Below are 22,570 nucleotides of genomic sequence, written 5' to 3'. Positions count from 1 at the left end.
TACAACCGAGTCACGAACGATGCCAGTTGACATTCGGCGGCGGTATGAAGATCGACTGGCAATCAGACCAGCGAGAACGCGATGCCGTCGAGGATGTCGTGCTCGCCGGCCACCAGCTCGCGCACGCCCTGGGCGGCCAGGTGCTCCGCCAGCGTCCGCACGACCAGCGCCCCGCCGGTGATCACGTCGACCCGGCCGGGGTGCATCGGCCCGAGCGCGGCCCGCCCGTCGTGGTCCAGGGCCAGCAGCCGGTCGGTGACCTCCCGGACCTGGTCCAGCGACAGCCGCGAGAGGTGGATCTCGTCCGAGTCGTAGGCGGGCAGCCCCTTGGCCAGCGCGACCAGCGTGGTGACCGTGCCGGCCACCCCGATCCACGTCTTCGCCCGGTCCGTGGGCACGGCGGCGAACGCCTCGCCCAGCACCTCGGTGGCGACCGCGACGGCCTCCTCCACCTGGGCGGCGGTCGGCGGGTCGTCGCGCAGGCACCGCTCGGTCAGCCGCACGCAGCCGATGTCGACCGACCGCGCGGCCGTCACGTCGGCCCGCACGCCGTCCCAGGAGCCCAGCACGAGCTCCGTGGACCCGCCGCCCACGTCGGACACCAGGAAGGGGCCCTCCGGGGCGTCCAGGTCGGCGACAGCCCCGGTGAACGACAGCCGGGCCTCCTCGTCGCCGGAGATCACCTCGGCCTCGACGCCCAGCACGGCGCGGGTCAGGTCGAAGAACTCGTCCCGGTTCCGGGCGTCGCGGGTGGCCGAGGTCGCCACCATCCGGACCCGCTCGGCACCCTTGCGGCGCAGGACCGCCGTGTAGTCGGCGAGCGCCGCCCGGGTCCGCTCCAGCGCCCCGGGCGCCAGCACGCCGGTCGCGTCGACGCCCTCGCCCAGCCGGACGACCCGCATCTCCCGGTGCACGTCGCGCAGCCACCGGGACCCGTCGTCGGACACCGTCACGTCGGCCACCAGCAGGCGGATCGAGTTCGTCCCGCAGTCGATAGCGGCCACGCGGCCCATGTCGCCCTCCGTTCGCCGACGGCCCGGCGCCGCCGCGAGGAGAAGGTACGCGAGCGGCCCCGCACCCGCGCCCGAAGGTCCGCCGCCGATGTCCGGCCGGGTCACCCGATGCCGGACAACGCCGGACGGACGACGGCCCCGCCACCGGGTGTGGTGGCGGGGCCGTCGGGAGACCGGGACCTACGCGGGCTTCATGGACGACGTCGGGTGCGGCACGCTGCCGGCCGACGAGCCCGATGCGCCGCCGGTCGGGTCCGAGGTGCCACCGCCGGTCTGCGGCGGGGCGGCCACCGACGTGGTGGTCGTGGTCGTCGTGCACGTCGACGGGGCCGACGAGGTCGTCGGCGCCGTGGTCGACGTGGTCGTCGTCGGCGTCGGGCACGTCGTCGTGGTCGTCGTCGTGGTCGTCGTCGTGGTGCTGGCCGTGGTGGTCGTCGTGGTGGTCGTCGTCGGCGACGTGCTGGACGACGACGGGGTCAGCGGCACCGAGACCGTCGTCTGGGACACCGTCGTGGTCGTGGTCGTCGTCGGGTTGGTCGAGGACGAGGCCGGCGGCGTGGGGCCCGTGCCGTTGTCCGGCGGCGGCGTGCCACCGGTCGGCTCGTCCTCCTCCGGGGGCAGGAAGTCGTCGTCCGAGCCGGGCAGGCTGGGCAGCGGGCTCACGCCGTCCGCGTACGCGTCGGCCCAGAACAGCACCGTGCGCACGTACTCCTCGGAGTGGTTGTAGCGGAACACCGCCTTGGCCCGGCCCTCCGGCGTGCCCAGGTCGCCGCCGTCCGAGCACAGGTAGTTGCCCGCGCCCACGGTCGCGTCGTAGACGTTGTTCGGGTTCGCCTCGCCGTCGCCGTTGCCGTCGGCGGAGAAGGACGCCCACGTGGAGGGGATGAACTGCATCGGGCCGACCGCGCGGTCCCACGTCCTGTCCGAGTCGAACCTGCCGCCGTCGGTGTCGCGGATCGCGGCCATGCCCGGACCGCCGTTCAGCACCGGGCCGAGGATCGGGTTGACCGTGTTGCCCCGGCCGTCCACCCGGCCGCCGCGCGCGTGCCCGGACTCGATCCGCCCGATGCCCGCCAGCAGCGACCAGTGCAGGTTGCAGCCCGGCTTGGTGGTGGCCAGCCGGTCGGCGGCCTTCAGGTAGGCGTCCAGCATCACGCCGGGGATGCCGAGCTGCCCCGCGACCAGCTCCGGGTCCGTGCCGTCGAACGGCAGGTCGTCGCCGAAGGAGGACGGGTCGTCGGCGTCGGCGAGCAGCGCGGCGCTCAGCTCGTCCGCCTCGGGCAGCTTGCCGTTGACGCCCAGCGCGCCGGAGTCCTGCAACCGCATGGTGCCGAGGACGTCACCCGCGCCGGGCGGCATCGCCTCGATGCCGGAGTGCCCGGAGACGTTCACCCAGTCGAGGCCGGCCGCCGAGTGCAGCAGCGTGGGCGCGAGCATCGCGCAGGTGGCCGTGGCCGCCAGGCCCCACTGGCGCGGCGTCAGCGTCGGCCGCCGTGTCGCCTTCCGCTTGCGTCCCCGTCGCTTCGGCACAGCCCCGAACCTCACTCCTCGGCGAATACCGCTCAGGCTCCGGACCCAGCCTGCCTGATCCGAACAGCCGTGTCACGGTGGTGCGCGGTATCTCTGTCCACAGAACTGCCCGTACGGTCAGTTTTTCACCTTTGACGCGCAGTCACCGCTGGGCCACCACTGCGCGAGCTGCTCCAGGGCCTCGTCCCCGAACGGGTTGACCCCCGGCCCGGCGGCCAGCGCGTGCGCCACGTGGACGTGCAGGCACTTCACCCGGTCCGGCATCCCGCCCGCGGTGACCTCCGTGCCCAGCGGTTCGATCGCGTCCCGCTCAGCCAAGTACGACTCGTGGGCCGCGCGGTAGCGCTGCGCCAAGAGTTCATCCGTCGCCAGCCGGTCGGTCATCTCCTTCATCAGGCCGGCACCTTCCAGCCGGCTGACGTAGGAGTTGAGCCGCGAGCAGGTCAGGTAGTACAGCGTCGGGAACGGCGTGCCGTCCTCCAGCCTCGGGCTGGTCCGCACGACCGCCGGGTGCCCGCTCGGGCAGCGCGCCGCCACCGCCCGCACGCCGCGCGGGGCGCGGCCGAGCTGCTCGGCGACGACCGCCAGGTCCTCGTCGCTGACCGTCATCGCGCCGCCACCGAATCCCACAACTGCTCGTACCAGGCCCTGTCCGCGGCCGGCGCGGTGGCCGGGCGCTCGTCTTCGGGTTTGCGCTGCGCGTCGCCGGGGAGCTGGACGACGTAGGGCGTCTCGCCGGGCCGCACGTAGTGCAGCCGCCGGCGGGCCTCCGCCTCCAGGTGCCCGGGGTCCGCGAGTTCCTTCTTGCGCCGCTCGAGCTGCCCGACCTCGGCGCGCAGCGTCTCCTGCGAGGCGCTGACCCCGCGCAGCTCCTCGCGCTGGGCCAGGTAGGTCCGCAGCGGGACGGCGATGCTCAGCGCCAGCGCGCACACCACCATCGCCAGCAGGGCGGCCCGCCGGGTGCCGGTCATGCCGAACGCGCCGCCGGTGCCCTCGCGGGTCCGCGCCCGCGACTGGGGTCGGGCGGCCCGCGCCGCCCGTGCCGCCTGGGTGGCCCTCGCCTGCTCCGCCAGCCGCGCCGACCGGGCCGACCGCGCCCCGCGCCGCGCCTCGCCCAGCCCGAAGCGGACCTTGCCGCCGCCCGTGCCCGCCGCCCGCGCGCCGGAGCCGGCCGCGCCCGACGCGCCCGCGCCGGCCGCGCGACCGGAGCGGGCCGCCCGGGAGCGGTCAGGGCGGGACCCCGACGCGGCCTTGCCGCCGCGCCGGGAGCCCCGTTCCCGATCCGCCATCAGCTTTCCGGCGTGTACCGAGGAAAGGCCAGGTCACCGGCGTAGCGCGCGGCGTCGCCCAGGGCCTCCTCGATCCGCAGGAGCTGGTTGTACTTCGCGGTGCGCTCGCCGCGCGCCGGGGCGCCGGTCTTGATCTGGCCCGCGCCGGTCGCCACCGCCAGGTCGGCGATGGTGGTGTCCTCGGTCTCGCCGGACCGGTGCGACATCATCGACTTGTAGCCGTACGAGGTGGCCAGCGCGACCGCGTCCAGCGTCTCGGACAGCGTGCCGATCTGGTTGACCTTCACCAGCAGCGCGTTCGCCGCCCGGCGGGAGATGCCCTCCTCCAGCCGCTCCGGGTTGGTCACGAAGAGGTCGTCGCCGACGATCTGCACCTTCTCGCCCAGCTCGGAGGTCAGCTGCACCCAGCCGTCCCAGTCGTCCTCGGACAGCGGGTCCTCGATGGACACCAGCGGGTAGTCCCGGACCAGCTCGGAGTAGTAGCCGGTCATCTGCTCGGCGCTGCGCTTCTGCTTCTCGAACGTGTACGCGCCGTCGGCGTGGAACTCGGTGGCGGCCACGTCCAGCGCCAGCGCGACCTGCCGGCCCGGCTGGTAGCCGGCCTTCTCGATCGCCTCCAGGATCAGGTCCAGCGCGTCGCGGTTGCTCGACAGCGCGGGCGCGAAGCCGCCCTCGTCGCCCAGCCCGGTGCTCAGCCCCTTGGACTTCAGCACGGACTTGAGCGAGTGGTAGACCTCCGCGCCCCAGCGCAGCGCCTCGCGGAAGGACTCCGCGCCGATCGGCGCGATCATGAACTCCTGGATGTCCACCTCGGTGTCGGCGTGCGCGCCGCCGTTGAGGATGTTCAGCATCGGCACCGGCAGCACGTGCGCGTTCGGGCCGCCGACGTACCGGAACAGCTCCAGGCCGGAGGACGCCGCCGCCGCCTTCGCAACGGCCAGCGACACGCCGAGGATGGCGTTCGCGCCGAGGCGGGACTTGTCCGGCGTGCCGTCCAGGTCGACCAGCTTCTGGTCCACCACCCGCTGCTCGACGGCCTCGATGCCGACCAGCTCGGGGCCGATCTCGTCGAGCACGGCGGTGACCGCCCGCTCGACACCCTTGCCCAGGTAGCGCTTGGTGTCTCCGTCGCGGAGCTCGACCGCCTCGTGCTCACCCGTCGACGCGCCCGACGGCACTGCGGCGCGCTCCAGCGTGCCGTCGTCCAACGCCACCTCCACCTCGACGGTGGGGTTGCCTCGCGAGTCCAGGATCTCGCGGGCGCCGACCTGCTCGATGACCGCCACGTGACGCTCCCTAGTCAGACCATCTCTGTATCGGTGACGAGCCTAGTTGGTGCCGGGTCCCCGGACCCCCGGCCCCGTTGCCGAACTCACCCGCGCCCCGGCGCCGCGCCGCGCGGGCCCGCCGCGACGAGCCGGACCGGGAGCCGCTTCACGCCGTTCTGGAAGTTCGAGCGCAGCCGGTCCGCTGGGCCGGCGGGAACCAGGAAGCCGGGCAGGTCGAGCACCGAGGAGAACAGGGCGCGCAGCTGGACGCGGGCCAGGTGCGCGCCCAGGCAGAAGTGCGGGCCGTGGCCGAACGACAGGTGCTCGACCCGGTCGCGGGTGACGTCGAAGCGGTCCGGGTCGGCGAAGACGCGCTCGTCGCGGTTGGCCGAGGTGAACCAGACGACGACCTTGTCGCCTTGGGCGACCGGGACGCCACCGAGCCGGGTGGCGGTGGTGGCGGTGCGCCGGAAGTGCATGACCGGCGTCCACCAGCGCAGCATCTCCTCGACGGCGCGGGGCAGGGCTGCGCGGTCCCGCTTGAGGTGCTCGTACTGGTCGGGGTGGTCCATCAGCGCGACCAGGCCGCCCGGGATGCCGTTGCGCAGCGTCTCGTTCCCGGCCACCGAGAACAGCCAGAACAGCGTTTCGAACTCCTCCACGGCCACGTCGTGGCGCATGAGGTTGCTCATCACGTCGTCGCCCGGCTCACGGCGCTTCAGCTCGCCGAGGGCGTGCGCGTAGGCGTACAGGTCGGGCATCCCGCCCCGGGCACGCGGGTCGGGCTGGGGATCCGGGCGCAGCTCCAGCGCCCGCAGCGCCATGTCGCTCATCCCGGTGGTGTCGCCTGCGCTGTTGGCGAGCTCCTCGTCCTGGTAGCCGATGACCCGGTTGCTCCAGTCGAACATCAGCGCCCGGTCGCGGTGCGGCACCCCGAACACCTCGGCCAGGGTGAGCAGCGGCAGGTCCGCCACGACGTGCGCGAAGTCGACCGGCTCCCCGTCCGCGAGCGGGGCCACCAGGTCCCGCGCCCACCGGGCGATCCGCGCCTCCAGCGCGGCCACCGCGCGCGGGGTGAACGCCTTGGTGAGCAGGCCGCGCAGCCGGGTGTGGTCGGGCGGGTCGGTGTTCAGCATCATCCGGCGCACGTAGTCGAGGTCCTGCGGCGTGGCCGGGTCGCGCAGCTGGGTGCCGCCGAGCCACGACGAGAACACCTCCGGCGTGCGCAGCACGGTCCGCACGTCGGCGTGCCGGAAGACCGATACCGCGCCGCCCGCCCGCACCACGCCCTCCTCCCGCAACCGGGTGAGCGCGCGGTGCGGCACCCCGGTGGTGTAGGTGTCCGGGTCGACGACGACCTCGACGTCACTGGGCATGGGAGGATTCTGGCGTGGTTCACGTGGAACGCGGCGGCGACGGGCCGCTGCTGGTCCTGCTGCACGGCCTGGGCGCGACCGGCGAGGTGTGGCGCGGCGTGACCGGGCTGTGGCCGGGGTCGTGGCTGGCGGTGGACCTGCCCGGCCACGGGCGGTCGGCCGCGCTCGACCGGTACTCGTTCGGGTCGTTCGCGGCGGCCGTGGCCACCGTCGTGCCGCCCGGCCCGGTCGCGGTGCTCGGCCACTCGCTGGGCGGCGTGGTGGCGCTGACGCTGGCCAGCGGCTGGTTCGGGGTGGACGTGCGGGCGGTGGCGGGCGTGGGCGTGAAGGTGCGCTGGTCGGCCGACGACCTGGCGCGGGCGTCCGCGCTGGCCGCGAAGCCCGCCCGGCTGTACCCGACCTGCGAGGACGCGTCGGCGTGGGCGGCGAAGCTGGCGGGCGTGCCGCTGGCGCACGGCGTGGTGCAGACCCAGGCGGGCTGGCGCGCGGCGCTCGACCCCGCCGCGTTCGGGGTGGGCGCACCGGACGTCTCGGGGCTGCTCGCGGCGGCCAAGGCCCCCGCGCTGCTGGCCACGGGCGAGCACGACCCGCTGTGCCCGCCGGCGGACCTGCTCGACGCGCAGCCGGGTGGAATGGTGCTGGCCGGGGTCGGTCACAACGCCCACGTGGAGCAACCCGAGTCGATCAGGCCCGTGCTGGAGCGGCTGCTGCCTGGGTGAGGGCACGTCCCGTCATCCGGTCGGCTGCTGATGAACGGCCGGTTGCGGAGGTAGCGTTGATCGGACCATGACCGACAGCACCTTCGAGGCGTTCCGCCGGGCCGAGGCGCTGCTCGCGGAGCGCCGTCCGCTGGAGGCGCTGCGCGAGCTCCGAGTCGTGCTCGAAGCCGCGCCGGACCAGCCGAACGTCCAACTGCTGGCGGGCCGCGCCTACCTGGGATCGGCGCAGCTCAAACGCGCCGAGGAGGCGTTCCGCAAAGTCCTGGAGCTCGACCCCAGCGACTACTACGCCCGCTTCGCCCTGGGCCGCACGCTGCAACGCCAGAGCCGGCTGCCCGAAGCGCTGGCCCAGCTCAGGATGGCGGCGGCGATGAACCCGACGCCGGAGTACCAGGAGGCGCTGGGCGAGGTGAGCGCCCGCCTGGCCGTGGAACGCGACCGGCCGTAGCGCGGACTCGCGGGACAGGTCGGTTCACCGCTCAGCGAACCCCGCGCCACGGCCGACCGCAGCGTGATCGGGCCTCCGGTGCCGACTCCGCGCGGGTCGGTCGGTCAGCCCTGCCCGGCGCGGGCGTAGGCGTCGGCGCCGCTGAAGACGTTCTGGCCGTACTCCACCGAGTTGTTGTACGCCATGACCGCCGCCCACCAGCCCTCGCCGGTGGCCAGGTCACGGCCGCCCGAGCACAGGTAGCGGGCGGCGGCCAGGGCGGCGTCGTCGATGTTCTGCGGGTCCGGCGGGGTGCCGTCGCCGTTCGCGCGGACCGCGTAGCGGGCCCACGTGGTGGGGATGAACTGCATCGGGCCGACCGCGCGGTCCCAGGTGGTGTCCTTGTCCAGTGCGCCGCCGTCGCTGTCCGGGATCGCCTTCACCCCCGGGCTGCCGTCCAGCGGGATGCCGATGATCGGCTTGGACGGCCGCCCGTCCTCGCCCAGCCGCAGGCCGCCGATGGTGCCGTGGTGCGACTCGATGCGCCCGATGCCCGCCAGCGTGGCCCACGAGATGCGGCACGCGGGCTGGTCGGACCGCATGACCAGGTCGGCGGTGGCGTACGCGCGCAGCGCCCGCGCCGGCACGTCGATCTTGGCGGACAGCGCCACCGACCACGCGGTGAGCGGTTCGGCGGATCCGGTCTGCCCCGCCTCCGACGCCTGCGGCGGCACGCCGGCCGACGGGTCCGGCGCGGCGGAGCCGGGTTCGACCTCCTGGAACGGCACGGGGAAGGGCGGGTCGGTGGCCTGCACCTCGCGGCGGTTGAGCACGCTCAGCGCCCACGCGCCGCCGGCCACCACGGCGAGCAGCAGCGCCACCAGGGCGAGGCGACCGACGAGGTTGCCGATGCGCCCGCGCGGTGGCGGTGTCGTTTTCTCTGGCGGCGGGACGACCACGGACCCAGGCTACGTGCTCACCGCGCGTTCCCGGCCGGAACAATCCGACCGCAACGACCGAATTGACCGAATCCGCAGGTCAGGTGGCGTGTCCGGGTCTGGACAGCGTGCCCGGGCTTGCCTGAGTTCGATGAGCCTGAGTCAACTCCGCGTGAGGAATCCGCCGTGCTGGTGAGCAAGTCGTGCGGGTGGGCAACGGGCTCATCGGGTTGCGCGAGGGGTTGGAATCGGCCCTTGTCGTGAGCATCCTGGTGGTCTTCCTGGTCAAGACCGACCGCCGCTCGACGCTGCCGTTCGCGTGGCTCGGGGTCGGCGTCGCCGTCGCGCTGTCGGTGGTGGTCGGCGCGGTCGTCACGTTCACCGCGGCGGCCCTGACCTTCGAGCAGCAGGAGGCGTTCGGCGGCGAGGCGCTGGGCCTGCCGGCGTCCGCGCCGACCCTGACCACCGGCTTCGGCCCGTCGCTGTTCGACCGGTTCGGCCTGGCCGACCGGAAGCCGGCGGAGCCGGTCGACCTGCCCCGGTTCCCCGGCGACGACCTCGATCCGAGGCGCAGCGGCGGCGCCCTGTGCGTGCAAGCGTGCGCGAACGACCCGCAGGTCGCCGTGCGCGCCAGCCGCAACCTGGTCCGGATCGGCTTCGGCCGGGGTGGCCGTGCGCTCATCGCAGCTCGGGCCGAGGATGGCGACGCGCTGCGCGAGCACGTGTGGGTGGGGCCGGATGAGGGCCCGGACTGGCTGGTCTGCGGCACGTTCCTGGTGGCCCGCCGGATCCGGATGCACGTCGCGATCCGGGACCGCACGTCGCCGGCCGAGCAGGAGGCCGTCGTCGGCCGGACCAGGGGCGAGGGCGCCCCGCTGGGCCGGCTCGCCGAGTTCGACCCGGTGGACCTGCACGTGGAGGGCAAGGGCGGCCCGCCCGCGATCGGCGAGGTCGGGCACGTCCGGCTGGCGTCGGCGGAGGCGCTGGGCGGTGCCCGCGTCCTGCGCCGGGGCTACAACTTCACCGGGTTCTGGCGCGACACCTCGCTCACCTGAGGTGCGGCGCGGACCCCGGTGCCGTGCCGGTCGCGGGCGGCGGGGCGGAGTCGGTCGCGGGCGGCGGGGTGGTGTCGGTCGTCGTGGGCGTCGACGGTCGAGGGGGCTCCGTGGTCACCGGCGGTGCCGTGGTGGTGGTGCTGGTCGTGCTGGTGGTCGGTCGGGCGCTCGACACCGACGACGGCACCGACGACGGCGTCACCGACGGCTGTGTCGCCGTGGGTGTCGCCGGTCCGCTCGGGGCGGGCCGGCCGGACGTCGGGACCGGCGCGGGCGGCACCTCGTCCGGCTGCGGGTGCTCCCGCCCCGCCACCACCGGCTGCCCCTTGCGGACCTCGCGGCCCGGGGTCGGCAGCACCGCGTGCGGCACCGGGGTGGTCGGGCCGGGCCGGACGCTCACCAGGGTCGGCCGCGCGGTCACCTCCACCTGCTCCTGCCGGTCGGGCGCGGCACCATCCGGCGGCCGGCCGACCGTGAGCACCAGGGCCAGCGCGCCGCCCAGCGCCACGAGGGGCACGAGCCCCGCCGCGAAGCACCCCGGACCACCGCGTGGCAGCTCGCGCAGACCCACCGAAACCCCCGATCCCGACCGCCACCCATTGACCGGTCCGGGGTTCCCGACCGCAACCACCGCCGCACCACACGGTCAGGTGACATCGGGCAACGGCACCCGCTCACGCCGGGCACCGGGATGGCGCAAGGGCTGCTCACACCGGGACACGCGGGTGGCGCGGGGGTGCCCGCCCGACCGAGCGCGGACTCGGCGGGGCGGGCACCCCGGCCCACCCGATCAGTCGAGCGGCGGGAGCGGTGGCGGGGTGAGCGCCGGGCGCTCCGCCAACGACTCCAGCGCGATCCGCACCGCCGCCTCCAGCTGCGGGTCGCGGCCCGCCACCCGGTCCTGCGGCGTCATCACCACCTCCACGTCCGGGTCGACGCCGTAGTTCTCCACGCCCCAGCCGTGCTGCGCGAACCACGACGCGTACCGGGGCTGCGTCACCACGGTCCCGTCCACCAGGTCGAACTCGAAGTCGATGCCGATGACCCCGCCCCACGTGCGGACGCCGACCACCGGTCCGATGCCCAGCTCCTTGATCGCCACGTTCACGATGTCGCCGTCCGACCCGGCGAACTCGTCGGCGACCGCCACCACGGGCCCGCGCGGCGCGTCCTGCGGGTAGCTGTCGGCGGTGGAGAACCCGCGCCCCCGCTGCCAGCCGATGATCTTGCGCGCCAGCTTCTCCACCACGAGCTGCGAGGTGTGCCCGCCGCCGTTCTCCCGGACGTCCAGCACCACGGCGTCGCGGACCAGCTCCACCCGCAGGTCGCGGTGCAGCTGCGCCCAGCCCCGGCCCATCATGTCCGGCACGTGCAGGTAGCCGACCCGCCCGTCGGACAGCTCGTGCGTGCGCGCCCGCCGGTCGGCCACCCACGCGTGGTAGCGCAGCGGCACGTCGTCCTCCAGCGGCACCACCACGACCCTGCGCGGTTCGCCGCCGCCACCGGGGCGCACGGTCAGCTCCACCGGCTTGCCCGCCGTGCCGACCAGCAGCGGCGCGGGCCCGGTCAGCGGGTCGACCCGCCGGCCGTCCACGGCCACGATCGCGTCGCCCGCGCGCACCGCCACGCCGGGTGCCGCCAGCGGCGACCGCGCGTCCGGGTCGGACGTCTCGCCGGGGATCACCCGCGCCACCCGCCACGCGCCACCCGCGTCGCGCTCCAGGTCCGCGCCGAGCAGCCCCACCGGCCGGCCCGACGAGCCGCCGGGCGGCACGACGTAGGCGTGTGACGTGCCCAGCTCGCCCTGCACCTCCCACAGCAGGTCGACCAGGTCCGAGTACGCGCCCAACCGGTCGGCCAGCGGCCGGTAGCGCGCCAGCACGCCCGCCCAGTCGACGCCGCCCATGTCCTCGCGCCAGAACAGGTCCCGCATCAGCCGGCCCGCCTCGGCGTACGCCTGCCGCCACTCGGCGGCCCGGTCCACCACCACGCGGATGCGCGCCAGGTCCACGTCGACCGAGTCGGCGTCCTCGGAGTCGACCTTCCGCTCCGCCGGCACGACCCGCAGGTTCCCACCGTCCTGCAGCACGATCCGCTGGCCGTCACCGGTCACCGCGTACGCGTCCACGCCGTCCACCAGCACGTCCGTCCGGGTCTTGACCAGGTCGAAGCGTTCGAGGACGGCACGCGGGTGGCGGGAGGACGGGGTCGCCAGGTTGTCGCCCAGCACGCCGCGCAGCGGGCTGCGCAGCCACAGCAGCCCGCCCTTCGCCGCGACCAGCCCCGAGTAGCCCGCCGCCGCGACCGGCACCGGCACCACCCGGTCGGCCAGGCCGTCGAGGTCGACGACGGTGATCGGGTTCTCGTCGTCCTTCTTGTCCTTGTCCTTGTCGTCGTCGCCCACCGGGCGGCCGAGCCGCAGCGGGTCGAACGGCGACGGCGTGGTCGCCGCGAGCGGCAGCAGGAACGGCCGGCACGCGGTCGGGAAGGACAGGTCGAACACGTGCGCGTCGTACACCGGGTCGAACGTGCGGTAGGACAGGAACGCCAGGTAGCGGCCGTCCTCGCTGAAGGTCGGCGAGTAGTCGGTGAAGCGCAGCGGCGTCACGTCGACCACCGAGAGGTCGGTCGTGTTGGTCATCTTGATGTGCCGCAGCGGACCCGGCCCGGGGTGCGACCACGCGAGCCAGTTCGAGTCGGGCGAGAACGCCAGGTCCGACACGTGCGGGTTGGCGTCCCGCAGCACCTCGCGCAGCTCGCCGGACTCCACCTCGACCAGCAGGAGGCGGCCGTCGTGGGTGGCCACGGCGAGCCGGCGGCCGTCCGGGGAGCCGGCCAGCTCCAGCACCCGGCCCAGCTCGCCGACCGCGACCCGGCGCGGCGCGTTGCCCGGCTCGACGCCGCCGGCGGGCGCGAACTCCAGCCCCTCCTCGCCCTCCGCGTCGGTCACCCACACGACGCCGTCGCCGACCACGCGCGGCAGCCGGGCCCGCACGCCGGGCGTCTCGGCCAGGGCGCGGACCGGCCCGTCGCGGTGGGTCACCCAGTGCACGGTGCCGCGCACCTCGACCGCACTGGCCCGTCCGGTCTTGTCCGGGTGGAAGTCGTCCGGGCGGGAGCGGACCGGGCGGGGCCTGGTCGCGGAGCGCGGGCCGCCCAGCGCGATGTCGAGCCGGCGCGGGGCGGCCTCCAGCGAGTCGAGCAGCCACAGGTCGCCGGCGTGCTGGTAGACGACCCGGGAGCCGTCGGTGGTCGCGGCGCGCGCGTAGAACTCCTGCTCGGTGTGCCGGCGCAGGTCCGAGCCGTCCGGGAGGCAGGAGTAGACGCTGGCCACCCCGTCGTGGTCGGACAGGAACGCGAGCCGCCCGTCCACCCACATCGGCGAGTGCAGCGACGAGGTCAGCTCGGGCAGGACGCGGGTGAACTCGTGGTCGCCGGTGACGTCGACCCACAGCCGGCCGGCCGTGCCGCCCCGGTAGCGCTTCCAGTAGGCGGGGTCCTTGCCGTAGTTGGAGGTCACCGCGACCCGGTCGCCGGGCCCGTGCGCGACGTCGCCGACCCAGCCGTAGGGCAGCCGGCGCGGCGGGCCGCCGTCCACCGGCAGGGCGTAGGCCCAGCGGCGGGCCCGGGTCGCCTCGCCGGCGGCGGTCGCGGCGACCACCTCGCCCGCCGCCGTCCAGTCCCGGACAGCGGTGAACCCGTTGCCCCAGTAGGAGAGCCGCGTGGCCTCCCCGCCGGCGACGGGCGCGAGGTGCACCTCGGGCGCACCGTCGCGGCGGCTGGTCCAGGCCAGCAGCTCGCCGGACGGGTCGAAGCGGGGCGAGGCCACCGGCACGTGGTCGGCGGTCACCCGCCAGGCCCGGCCACCGGCGAGCGGGGCCAGCCACACGTCGTCCTCGGCCACGAAGGTCACCAGGTCGCCGTGCAGGTGGGGGTAGCGGAGGTAGGCGTCGGTCACGTGATCGACGTTAGCGCGCCACCCCGACAGCCGGCCCTAAGCTTGCTTGAGCCGGTTGAGGAAAGTACCACCGGAAACCATCGGGAACCGAAGCACCGGCCCATCCGGGTTCTTCGAATCCCGCACCGCGATCACACCCGGCCGGAACGCCAACTCGACGCAGTTCGACTCGGTGTTGCTCCGGCTGGACTTCCGCCACTCCGTCACCTCGGACACCCCTTCAGGTCTTCGGCACACCGCATGATCAGGTCCATCGAGTCCTCGACACCGGCAGCGGCGGCCAACAGGCTGGGCTTCAGGTCGATGTAAGCCTGCACCTCTTCGCGCTTGTCGAGGAAGAGGTAGGTCTTCAAGTTCTCCAGGTGCACCACCGGGCTCGTCCGCGCGGCTTCCAGCACGACGAACGACCCGTACAGCCCGAAGTGGTAGCCGCGCTCCTTAGGCACCACCCGGATGGTCACGTTCGGCCGCCGGGCCATGTCGTGCAGGTGGTGCAACTGGTCGACCATCACCCCGCGCCCGCCGACCGGCCGGCGCAGCACGAACTCGTCGATGACCGCCAGGTACGGCACCGGGTTGTCGCGGGTGAGCACCGACTGCCGTTCGAGCCGGCGCCGCACCCGCTCCTCGACGTCGGCGTTCGACAGCCCGCCCTCGACCATGATCGTCCGGGCGTAGTCGGGCGTCTGCACCAGGCCCGGCACCAGCAGCGACGTCACGTCGGTGATGGAGGTGGCGGCCTGCTCGTACTCGATCAGCCCCTTGAGCTGCTGCGGCAGACCGGAACCGGTGGCGAGCCAGTTGCCCTTCGCGGCCTCGCGGGCGAGGGCGAGCAACTCCCGCCGCTTGGCACCGACCACGCCCAGTGCGCCGAGCACGGCGGCCACCTCGGTCTCGTCGGCCAGGCGCTCGCCGCGCTCGATGCGGCTGATCATGCTCTTGCTGAGGCCGACCTGCTCTTCGAGCTGGACGATCCGCACGCGCTTGGCCTTGCGCAGGTCGCGCAGCTCCGCGCCCAGGACCCGCGCACGTGCGTTGCTCTCCATGCGCCCCAGCCTAGGGGTTCACCCAAACGTGCACTGTCGAGAATTCTCAGTCCTTGTCAGACTCTTCTCAGGAATTCAACGAGGAGGAGACATGCCCCGACCCCGCGCGGAGATGCAGTCCTGGGTGCGCATCGAGGAGGACACCAAGATCGAGTACCGGGCCGACCCGGCCGAGGTGCTGATCGCGATCGGCAACCTGCCCGAGTTCGAGATCGTCGCCACGCCCGCCGCCCTGCGCCGGTTGCTCGACCTCGGGACCGCCGCCCTGGACAGGTCGGGGGCCGCTCACACCGGCCAGTGAGCGCGCCAGTCCTCCGGGCCCGGCTTCTCGACGCCGGCCGCGCGGGCGGAGCGTTCGGCTTCCCGAACCCGGCGCTCGAACGCGCGCGCCACCTCGCGCAGCGCGGTCTCCGGGTCGTCGCCCGCGAGCTTCGCCAGCGCCGCCACCGCGAACAGCGTGACGCCCGCGCCGTCGCCGTCCGGCAGCAGGTCCACCGGCAGGCCGGCGCGGACCGCGCGCTGGGCGAGCTTGCCGGCCAGCGCCACGGCGGGCTGCCCGCCGGCGACGCCGTCCACGCTGGACTCGCGCTGCTTCTCGACCTGCTTCAGCTCCTCCCACCGGTGCTCCTGGGAGGCCGCGTCGCGGACCGCCGGGTCGTTGCCCTCGAACACGTGCGGGTGCCGGCCGACCAGCTTGCGCACCAGGTCGGCGGCCACCTCGTCCACGCCGAACGGCTCGACGTCCTCGGCCGCGATCCGGGCGTGGAACAGCACCTGGAGCAGCACGTCGCCGAGTTCCTCGCGCAACGCGCCCCGGTCGCCGTCCTCGATCGCCTCCAGCAGCTCGTAGGTCTCCTCCACGAGGTACTGGCGCAGCGACTTGTGGTCCTGCTCGGCGTCCCACGGGCACCCACCCGGCGAGCGCAGCCGGTCCATCACGGCGACCGCGTCGACCAGCGCCACGCCGTCCGGGTTGCGCACCACGCCCGCACCCGCCTCGACCAGCTCGGTGGCGTAGGCGTCCATCCCGGGGGTCAGGTAGACGACGGTCCCGTCGACCGCGCCCACCGGCACGTCCCCGACGGGGGCCGCGCCCAGCTCGCCCCAGTGCGCCGCGTCCAGCTCCGCCGAGACGAAGACCGCTGCCGCGCCCCGCAGGGCGGGCAGCGCGGCGGCGGGCAGCACCGAGGTGGTCGGCCCGAGCAGCACGACGGTGCCGGTCGGGCCGCTCTCCCCGGCACTCACGGCTTGGGCTGCCGCGCGGTCGCCTGGAAGCCGGTCAGCTCCTCGGTGCGCGGGGCCAGCGAGATCGCCGTCGTGTCCCACACGCCGTAGCGCGGGTTCACCTTGATCTCCGGTTCGCCGGCGAGCCGCTGCACGAGCCGGAGCCCGATCTGCTCCAGCAGCTGCGGCGTGAGCTGCTCGGTGGACGAGTCGCCGCTGCCCCGGGCGTCGTCGTCGCGGTCGGTCACGTACGCGACCAGCCACTGGGCGCTGCCGGGGTCCGGCGCGAACGCCACCACGGTGCCCGGCTGGACGCCGAACAGCGGCGAGCCCGCGGCCTGGGGCGACTCGGCCGACTTGACCTTCTGGCCCTCCTTGGCGAGCTGCTGGCCCTCCGCGCCCTTCGGGCCGGACCGGACGAAGCCGGCCATCAGCCCGGGGTCGGCGGCGACCTGCTTGGCCTTCTCGACGGCTTCCTTGCCGTCCTTGGCGAAGAAGTAGTCGAAGGTGACTTCCATCCGGCCCACGTACTTGCGCGCCAGCTCGACCAGCAGCAGCTGGTCCTTGGCCCGCTCGCGGAACGTGGCTGCGTCGTAGACCGTGTTCTGCGAGGCGGCTTCCGCGCCGCCAGCGTTCTCCACGGACTCGGTCACGGCCTCCTCGGACACCGTCACGCCCTCGCGCTGCGCGGCCCGCTCGATCAGCTCGTGCTGCACGCCCAGGGTCACGAGCTGGCGCGACACCTGGTCGAGCTTGCGCTGCTCGTGCAGCTTCTGGGCCTCGGGCTCCTTCTTGAGCACGGTGTCCAAGCGCTGCTGGACCTGCTCAAGCGGGATCACGGTGTCGCCGATGATGGCGGCCGAGCCCACTTGGCCGGGGCCGCTCCCGCAGCCCGCCACCAGCAGTGCGACGGCCGCGCCGACCAGGGTGAAGCGCCTCTGCACAGTCCTCACGGGAGCTACTTTCTCACGTCGCCGTGACGCCGCTCACGGGAGTACCCGCCAAAGATCCGAGGAACGCCGCGCACCAGTCGAGCAGTTCGCCGTCCCGAAGCTGGGGTGCGCCCATCCGGCCGCCGGCGGCTCCCTCGGTCGGCCTAGGCACGCTGACCGTGTTCGCGGTCTGCTTGTAGACCGCCTTCGGGTGCAGCCTGCGCAGCCGGACCAGTTGCGAGTCCCGCAGCTCCAGCGGCGCGAACCGGATGGTCTGGCCCTGCACGATCACCTCGGTGACGCCGTGCGCCCGGCACGTCTGGCGGAACCGGGCGACCGCGAGCAGCCGCTCCACCGGCAGCGGCGGGGTGCCGTAGCGGTCCTTGAGCTCGTCCCACACGGCCTGGAGCGCCGCCTCGTCGCCGGCCGCCGCGATCTTGCGGTACGCCTCCAGGCGCAGCCGCTCGCCGGGCACGTAGTCGTGCGGGATGTGCGCGTCGACGGGGAGGTCGACCCGCACCTCGGCCAGGTCCTCGTCGCCCTCGGCCTCCGCGCCCGCGTGCCGCCGGAACGCCTCCACGGCCTCGCCGACCAGCCGGACGTACAGGTCGAACCCGACGCCCGCGATGTGCCCGGACTGCTCCGCGCCGAGGATGTTGCCCGCGCCCCGGATCTCCAGGTCCTTCATGGCCACCGCCATGCCCGCGCCCAGCTCGGTGTTCTGCGCGATCGTGGCGAGCCGGTCGTGCGCGGTCTCGGTGAGCGGCGACTCCGGCGGGTAGAGGAAGTACGCGTAGCCGCGTTCCCGGCCGCGACCGACGCGCCCGCGCAACTGGTGGAGCTGGGACAGGCCGAGCATGTCGCCGCGCTCCACGATGAGCGTGTTGGCGTTGGAGATGTCCAGGCCGGTCTCCACGATGGTCGTGCAGACCAGGACGTCGTACTCGTTCTCCCAGAAGCCCTGGATGATCTTCTCCAGCTTGTCCTCGTTCATCTGGCCGTGCGCGGTCACCACCCGCGCCTCGGGCACCAGGTCCCTGATCCGGCGCGCGGCCTTCTCGATCGAGGACACCCGGTTGTGCACGTAGAACACCTGGCCGTCGCGCAGCAGCTCGCGGCGGATGGCCGCGCCGACCTGCTTGTCGTCGTAGCCGCCGACGTAGGTCAGGATCGGGTGGCGCTCCTCGGGCGGGGTGAGGATGGTCGACATCTCGCGGATGCCCGCGAGCGACATCTCCAGCGTGCGCGGGATGGGGGTCGCGGACATCGTGAGCACGTCGACGTGCGTGCGCAGCGCCTTGATGTGCTCCTTGTGCTCGACGCCGAACCGCTGCTCCTCGTCCACGATCACCAGGCCGAGGTCCTTGTACCGCAGGCCCTTCTGCAGCAGCCGGTGCGTGCCGATGACGATGTCGACCTCGCCGTCGGCCAGGCCCGCGACCGTCTGCTCCGCCTCCTGCGCGTCGGTGAACCGCGACAGCCCCTTGATGACGACCGGGAACGCGCGCATCCGCTCGGTGAACGTGTTGAGGTGCTGCTGCGCCAACAACGTCGTGGGCACCAGCACCACGACCTGCTTGCCGTCCTGCACCGCCTTGAACGCCGCCCGCACCGCGATCTCGGTCTTGCCGTAACCGACGTCGCCGCAGATGACCCGGTCCATCGGGACCGTGCGCTCCATGTCGGCCTTGACCTCGTCGATGGCCGCCATCTGGTCGACGGTCTCGGTGAACGGGAAGGCGTCCTCCAGCTCCCGCTGCCACGGCGTGTCGGCGGCGAACGAGTGCCCGGGCGCGGCCTGCCGCGCCGCGTAGAGCTGGACCAGCTCGGCCGCGATCTGCTTGACCGCCTTGCGCGCCTTGGCCTTGGTGTTCTTCCAGTCGCTGCCGCCCAGCCGGTTCAGCGTGGGCAGCTCGCCGCCCACGTACCGGGAGACCTCGTCGAGCTGGTCGGTGGGCACGAACAGCCGGTCGCCGGGCTGCCCGCGCTTGGAGGACGCGTACTCCAGCACCAGGTACTCCCGGGTCGCCCCGGCGACCGTGCGCTGCACCATCTCCACGTACTTGCCGATGCCGTGCTGTTCGTGCACCACGAAGTCGCCGGCCTTGAGCGCCAGCGGGTCGACGGCGTTGCGCCGCTTCGACGGCATCCGCCGCATGTCCTTGGTGGACGTCCCGTGGCGACCGCCGGTCAGGTCGGTCTCGGTGAGCACGACCAGCGCGAGGTCGGGCAGCGCGAAGCCGTCCTCCAGCGCGCCGCGCACCACCGTGACGGTGCCGACCGCCGGCGGCTCGCCCAGCGCCTCCACGCACACGGCGGGCACCTCGGCGTCCTTGAGCTGCTCGGTCGCCCGGTGCGCCGTGCCCGCGCCGGGGACGACCAGCACCGCCGTCCCGCCCGACGCGGTGTGCGCGCGCAGGTCGGCGAACGCCCGGTCGATGTCGCCCTGGTACGCCTCGACGTGCTTGAACTCCAGGCGCACCACGTCGGCGTTCTCGGTGGTGAGCCGGCTGAAGGTCCACCACGGCCGGCCGGCGGCCTTGGCGGAGTCGGCCACCTCGGCGAGGCTCCGGTAGGCGGAGGCGCCGAGGTCGATCGGGGCCTTGCCGCCGCCGGCGGCGGCCATCCAGGAGGCTTCCAGGAACTCCTGGCCGGTGCGCACCAGGTCGTGGGCGCGGGCCCGGATCTTCTCCGGGTCGTTGAGCACGACGTGCGTGCCGTCCGGCACCACGTCGGTGAGCAGGTGCAACTGCCCCTCGCACAGCGCCGGGATCAGCGCCTCCATGCCCTCCGAGGGGATGCCGGCGGCGAGCTTGTCGAGCATCTCGACCAGCTGGGCGTCGTTCTGGTGCTCGGCGGCCAGCGCGGCGGCCCGGTCCCGGACCTGCTCGGTGAGCAGCAACTCCCGGCAGGGCGGGGCGGTGAACCCCTCGACCACCTGGGGCAGCGACCGCTGGTCGGCGACGGAGAAGGGGCGGATCTCGGAGACCTCGTCACCCCAGAACTCGACCCGCAGCGGGTGCTCGGCGGTGGGCGGGAACACGTCGAGGATGCCGCCCCGGACCGCGAACTCGCCGCGCTTCTCGACCATGTCGACCCGCGTGTAGGCGAGTTCGGCCAGGTCGTGGAGCAGTTCGTCGAAGTCGTGCTCGACGCCGACCGCGAGGTCGACGGGCTTGAGGTCGCCCAGCCCCGGCGCCATCGGCTGGATGACGCTGCGGATGGTGGCGACGACGACCCGCAGCGGGTTCCCGTCCGGGTGCCGCAGCCGCCGCAGCACCTGCAACCGGGCCCCGACCGTGTCGGCGCGGGGCGAGAGCCGCTCGTGCGGCAGCGTCTCCCAGCTGGGGAAGATGGCCACCGCGTCGGGTCCGAGCAGGTCCCGCAGCACGTTCGTGAGGTCGTCGGCCTCGCGCCCGGTGGCGGTGACGGCCAGCACCGGTGCCCGCCGCGCGAGCGCCGCCGCGACCAGCGGCCGGGCGGCGGGCGGGCCCTCCAACTCCAGCGAGGGCGACCCGACGGAGTCGAGCAGGGCACCGAGGGCCTTGTCGGACAGGACGGCGGTCAGCAGGCCGGACAGCGGGCCGGGCTGGGGCATTGCGTGGCTCCCAAGAAACGAGGACAGACCCCTGCCCGGGACCTTGTGCCCACCGGAGGGGTGCTCGCCTCCCACCCTACGTCCCCACCCCGCCGCACCGCTCGCCGATTACCGGCCCGTCCCCCACCCCGGTCCCACCTGCCGGAGTGCCACCACAGCGCGTGACGGCGACCGGGCGGTGGTGGCGTTCGCGAGCACGTGCGTTCACGACTCCGCTTCGGGCGCGCGGCCGAGCTGATCTGCCGCGTCGAGCAGGTACGGGGCGAGCTTGGCGCGGGCACCGAGCACCTCCACGCCGACGATGCGGCCGTCCGCGTCGAAGTCGATGTTGACCATCCCGTCGACTGCGACCGGGTCGCAGGCGTATGTGCGCGCCGACCTCGGCCGCGTGAGCGGATCGGTGAAGTGGACGTAGGCGGCGTCCGCCTCGCGGTCGTAGGTGACCCTCAGCTCTGTCACGGTCGGCCCCTCTCTGCGAGTCGACTTCGGCCCACCGGTGGCGCGGACCGCGCCACGACATTCCGGTTGACCGGTCGCTCAAGCTTGATCCGTGGAGTACAAGGAGATCAGGGCCGACTACGACGATCGGCACATCACGGTCTACCAGGCGTACAACCCGGCCATCGCGGACGCCGCCGTGGCAGCGGGCCGGTTCGTGCCGCCGTTCAGGCGCGGGCGGATGACGTGGGTCAAGCCGTCGTTCCTGTGGATGATGTACCGCTGCGGGTGGGCGTCCAAGCCGGACCAGGAGCGGGTCCTCGCGGTCCGCCTCACGCGCGAGGGGTTCGACAGCGCGGTGCGCGCCGCCGTGCCCAGCTCGGAGGTCGGCCGGGGCAAGCCCGACGTCCGCGTGCAGTGGGACCCGGAACGGGGGCTGCACCACGAGCCGCTCGACCACCGGTCCCTCCAGCTCGGCCTGGCCGGTGCCGCGTCCGACCGGTACGTGGACGAGTGGACCACCGGGATCACCGACATCACGCCGCTGGTCCGCGAGGTCCACCGGCACGTCCGGGCCGGTGACCTGGACCGGGCGCGGGAGCTGCTGCCGGTGGAGCGGCCGTACCCGCTGTAGGGCCACTTCACCGCCGCCCTGCCAGGCTGGTCGCCATGCGCCGGGTTGTCGGGTTCGCCGCCGTGTTGCTGCTCGCCGGGTGCTCCGGTGCGTCCGGGGGCGACGCGCCCGCCGCCGACGCCCCGGAGGGGATCAGGGTCGAGGTGGTCGCGGCCGGGCTCGAACACCCGTGGGAGATCGGGTTCCTGCCCGACGGCCGGATGCTGGTCACCGAGCGGCCCGGCCGGCTGGTCCTGGTCGACGGGGGCAGGTCGACGCCGGTCCGGGCCGAGCTGGGTGACGTCGTCGCGCGGGGCGAGGGCGGGCTGATGGGCCTGGTGGTCCACCCCGACTTCGCCACCAGCAAGCGGTTCACCACCTGCTTCAACACCGCGCAGGACGTCCGCCTGGTCACGTTCGAGCTGGACGGCACCGAGGCGCGGCGGGTGCGCGACCCGCTCCGGGCCGGCCTCCCGTCGAACCCGAGCGGGCGGCACTCCGGGTGCCGGCTCGCGCTGGACGAGGCCGGCGGGCTGCTGGTCGGCACGGGCGACACCGCGAAGGCGTCGGCGCCCCAGGACCGCGACGACCTGGGCGGCAAGGTCCTCAAGCTCGACCTCGCCACGGGCGAGGGCGGTGTGCTCACGTACGGGCACCGCAACGTCCAGGGCATCGCGGTCCGCGCCGACGGCACGGTCTTCACCGCCGAGCACGGCCCGGACGTGGACGACGAGGTGAACGTGCTCGAGCCGGGCGCGAACTACGGCTGGGACCCGTCCCGGGGCGGCACGGCCGACGGCTACGACGAGGGCGTCCCGATGACCGACCTCGAACGGTTCCCCGACGCGGTGCCGGCCGTGTGGTCCTCCGGCAGCCCGACCGAGGCGATCTGCGACGCCGTCTTCCTCACCGGCGAGCGGTGGGGCGACCTGGACGGCACCCTCGCGGTGACCGCGCTCAAGGGGTCGAAGGTCCTGTTCTTCACCGTCACGGCCGAGGGCGGCGTGCACTCGGTGTCGATCCCGGAGGAGCTGGACGGCACCCACGGCAGGCTGCGCGGCGCGGCGCTCGGCCCGGACCAGGCGCTCTACCTGACCACCTCGAACGGCTCGGACGACAAGATCCTCAAGGTGGCCCGGGGCTGAG

Annotated in this window: 21 protein-coding genes; 6 read left to right on the top strand and 15 right to left on the bottom strand. The window is 73.9% G+C overall.

The window, feature by feature from the left end; translation table 11 throughout:
• Window positions 1-62: 62 nt before the first annotated feature.
• The 6 genes from AB0I60_RS25795 to AB0I60_RS25770 form a co-directional block, all read right to left on the bottom strand.
• On the bottom strand, window positions 63-1,013 hold the full coding sequence (locus AB0I60_RS25795; RefSeq protein WP_360733676.1) for a Ppx/GppA phosphatase family protein: 951 nt from the start codon (window positions 1,011-1,013) through the stop codon (window positions 63-65).
• 180 nt (window positions 1,014-1,193) lie between these two features.
• Window positions 1,194-2,543 (bottom strand): lytic transglycosylase domain-containing protein, encoded by a 1,350-nt coding sequence (locus AB0I60_RS25790; RefSeq protein ID WP_360733675.1) that lies wholly within the window; start codon window positions 2,541-2,543, stop codon window positions 1,194-1,196.
• Window positions 2,544-2,660: 117 nt separating this feature from the next.
• Window positions 2,661-3,152, bottom strand: coding sequence for a DUF501 domain-containing protein (locus AB0I60_RS25785; RefSeq protein WP_360733673.1), 492 nt, complete (start codon window positions 3,150-3,152; stop codon window positions 2,661-2,663).
• Entirely contained in the window at window positions 3,149-3,832 is a 684-nt protein-coding gene (locus AB0I60_RS25780) for a septum formation initiator family protein (RefSeq protein ID WP_360733671.1), read from the bottom strand. Before AB0I60_RS25780 ends, AB0I60_RS25785 begins: the two co-directional genes overlap by 4 nt.
• Complete coding sequence (gene eno, locus AB0I60_RS25775) at window positions 3,832-5,118, bottom strand: phosphopyruvate hydratase (RefSeq protein WP_360733669.1); 1,287 nt, start codon at window positions 5,116-5,118, stop codon at window positions 3,832-3,834. The genes AB0I60_RS25780 and eno overlap by 1 nt, the downstream gene beginning before the upstream one ends.
• 86 nt (window positions 5,119-5,204) lie before the next feature.
• Window positions 5,205-6,476 (bottom strand): cytochrome P450, encoded by a 1,272-nt coding sequence (locus tag AB0I60_RS25770; RefSeq protein ID WP_360733667.1) that lies wholly within the window; start codon window positions 6,474-6,476, stop codon window positions 5,205-5,207.
• A 14-nt stretch (window positions 6,477-6,490) separates the two neighbouring features.
• Between AB0I60_RS25770 and AB0I60_RS25765 the strand changes: the two genes are divergently transcribed.
• Entirely contained in the window at window positions 6,491-7,195 is a 705-nt protein-coding gene (locus AB0I60_RS25765) for an alpha/beta fold hydrolase (protein WP_360733665.1), read from the top strand.
• Window positions 7,196-7,262: 67 nt separating this feature from the next.
• Window positions 7,263-7,643 carry a tetratricopeptide repeat protein gene (locus tag AB0I60_RS25760; RefSeq protein WP_360733663.1) on the top strand — a complete coding sequence of 127 codons (381 nt, stop codon included), beginning with the start codon at window positions 7,263-7,265 and terminating at the stop codon, window positions 7,641-7,643.
• Between the two features lie 104 nt (window positions 7,644-7,747).
• Here the strand turns inward: AB0I60_RS25760 and AB0I60_RS25755 are convergent, their stop codons facing one another.
• Window positions 7,748-8,581: a lytic murein transglycosylase gene (locus tag AB0I60_RS25755; RefSeq protein ID WP_360733661.1), complete on the bottom strand. Its 834-nt coding sequence runs from the start codon at window positions 8,579-8,581 to the stop codon at window positions 7,748-7,750.
• Between the two features lie 182 nt (window positions 8,582-8,763).
• Between AB0I60_RS25755 and AB0I60_RS25750 the strand changes: the two genes are divergently transcribed.
• Complete coding sequence (locus tag AB0I60_RS25750; RefSeq protein WP_360733659.1) at window positions 8,764-9,615, top strand: Dyp-type peroxidase domain-containing protein; 852 nt, start codon at window positions 8,764-8,766, stop codon at window positions 9,613-9,615.
• Here AB0I60_RS25750 and AB0I60_RS25745 read toward each other — a convergent pair.
• From AB0I60_RS25745 to AB0I60_RS25730, 4 genes are all read right to left on the bottom strand, one after another.
• Window positions 9,608-10,186: a hypothetical protein gene (locus AB0I60_RS25745; protein ID WP_360733657.1), complete on the bottom strand. Its 579-nt coding sequence runs from the start codon at window positions 10,184-10,186 to the stop codon at window positions 9,608-9,610. The two genes, AB0I60_RS25750 and AB0I60_RS25745, sit on opposite strands and share 8 nt — an antisense overlap.
• Window positions 10,187-10,405: 219 nt before the next feature.
• Window positions 10,406-13,573 carry a PDZ domain-containing protein gene (locus tag AB0I60_RS25740; protein WP_360733656.1) on the bottom strand — a complete coding sequence of 1,056 codons (3,168 nt, stop codon included), beginning with the start codon at window positions 13,571-13,573 and terminating at the stop codon, window positions 10,406-10,408.
• Window positions 13,574-13,609: 36 nt separating this feature from the next.
• Window positions 13,610-13,780: a DUF397 domain-containing protein gene (locus AB0I60_RS25735; protein WP_360733655.1), complete on the bottom strand. Its 171-nt coding sequence runs from the start codon at window positions 13,778-13,780 to the stop codon at window positions 13,610-13,612.
• Window positions 13,777-14,619: a helix-turn-helix transcriptional regulator gene (locus tag AB0I60_RS25730; protein ID WP_360733653.1), complete on the bottom strand. Its 843-nt coding sequence runs from the start codon at window positions 14,617-14,619 to the stop codon at window positions 13,777-13,779. Before AB0I60_RS25730 ends, AB0I60_RS25735 begins: the two co-directional genes overlap by 4 nt.
• 91 nt (window positions 14,620-14,710) lie before the next feature.
• Here AB0I60_RS25730 and AB0I60_RS25725 point away from each other — a divergent pair, with 91 nt between their 5' ends.
• Window positions 14,711-14,920 carry a hypothetical protein gene (locus AB0I60_RS25725; RefSeq protein ID WP_360733651.1) on the top strand — a complete coding sequence of 70 codons (210 nt, stop codon included), beginning with the start codon at window positions 14,711-14,713 and terminating at the stop codon, window positions 14,918-14,920.
• Here the strand turns inward: AB0I60_RS25725 and AB0I60_RS25720 are convergent.
• The 4 genes from AB0I60_RS25720 to AB0I60_RS25705 form a co-directional block, all read right to left on the bottom strand.
• Window positions 14,905-15,864, bottom strand: coding sequence for a MazG family protein (locus AB0I60_RS25720; RefSeq protein ID WP_360733649.1), 960 nt, complete (start codon window positions 15,862-15,864; stop codon window positions 14,905-14,907). The genes AB0I60_RS25725 and AB0I60_RS25720 overlap by 16 nt on opposite strands.
• The gene (locus tag AB0I60_RS25715; RefSeq protein WP_360733648.1) at window positions 15,861-16,796 is read right to left on the bottom strand and encodes a SurA N-terminal domain-containing protein; all 936 of its coding nucleotides are present in this window, start codon (window positions 16,794-16,796) and stop codon (window positions 15,861-15,863) included. Before AB0I60_RS25715 ends, AB0I60_RS25720 begins: the two co-directional genes overlap by 4 nt.
• A 13-nt stretch (window positions 16,797-16,809) precedes the next feature.
• A complete protein-coding gene (mfd, locus tag AB0I60_RS25710) occupies window positions 16,810-20,373 on the bottom strand; it encodes a transcription-repair coupling factor (RefSeq protein WP_360733646.1) in 3,564 nt (1,187 codons plus the stop codon).
• Window positions 20,374-20,577: 204 nt separating this feature from the next.
• The gene (locus AB0I60_RS25705; protein ID WP_360733644.1) at window positions 20,578-20,832 is read right to left on the bottom strand and encodes a DUF2283 domain-containing protein; all 255 of its coding nucleotides are present in this window, start codon (window positions 20,830-20,832) and stop codon (window positions 20,578-20,580) included.
• Window positions 20,833-20,923: 91 nt separating this feature from the next.
• Between AB0I60_RS25705 and AB0I60_RS25700 the strand changes: the two genes are divergently transcribed.
• Together AB0I60_RS25700 and AB0I60_RS25695 are read left to right on the top strand one after the other, a co-directional pair.
• Window positions 20,924-21,445: a DUF4291 domain-containing protein gene (locus tag AB0I60_RS25700; protein ID WP_360733643.1), complete on the top strand. Its 522-nt coding sequence runs from the start codon at window positions 20,924-20,926 to the stop codon at window positions 21,443-21,445.
• 35 nt (window positions 21,446-21,480) lie between these two features.
• On the top strand, window positions 21,481-22,569 hold the full coding sequence (locus tag AB0I60_RS25695; protein WP_360733641.1) for a PQQ-dependent sugar dehydrogenase: 1,089 nt from the start codon (window positions 21,481-21,483) through the stop codon (window positions 22,567-22,569).
• Window position 22,570 lies beyond the last annotated feature (1 nt).

The organism is Actinosynnema sp. NPDC050436 (assembly GCF_040655415.1).
Taxonomy (GTDB): Bacteria; Actinomycetota; Actinomycetes; order Mycobacteriales; family Pseudonocardiaceae; genus Actinosynnema.
The sequence above is the reverse complement of the archived record's forward strand: the minus strand, read 5'-3'. Positions and strand labels throughout refer to the sequence as shown.

Coding starts and splice junctions, on each gene's coding strand:
- AB0I60_RS25795 (WP_360733676.1), bottom strand. CDS start 1,013: ATGGGCCGCGTGGCCGCTATCGACTGCGGGACGAACTCGATCCGCCTG.
- AB0I60_RS25785 (WP_360733673.1), bottom strand. CDS start 3,152: ATGACGGTCAGCGACGAGGACCTGGCGGTCGTCGCCGAGCAGCTCGGC.
- AB0I60_RS25780 (WP_360733671.1), bottom strand. CDS start 3,832: ATGGCGGATCGGGAACGGGGCTCCCGGCGCGGCGGCAAGGCCGCGTCG.
- AB0I60_RS25770 (WP_360733667.1), bottom strand. CDS start 6,476: ATGCCCAGTGACGTCGAGGTCGTCGTCGACCCGGACACCTACACCACC.
- AB0I60_RS25760 (WP_360733663.1), top strand. CDS start 7,263: ATGACCGACAGCACCTTCGAGGCGTTCCGCCGGGCCGAGGCGCTGCTC.
- AB0I60_RS25730 (WP_360733653.1), bottom strand. CDS start 14,619: ATGGAGAGCAACGCACGTGCGCGGGTCCTGGGCGCGGAGCTGCGCGAC.
- AB0I60_RS25725 (WP_360733651.1), top strand. CDS start 14,711: ATGCCCCGACCCCGCGCGGAGATGCAGTCCTGGGTGCGCATCGAGGAG.
- mfd (WP_360733646.1), bottom strand. CDS start 20,373: ATGCCCCAGCCCGGCCCGCTGTCCGGCCTGCTGACCGCCGTCCTGTCC.
- AB0I60_RS25695 (WP_360733641.1), top strand. CDS start 21,481: ATGCGCCGGGTTGTCGGGTTCGCCGCCGTGTTGCTGCTCGCCGGGTGC.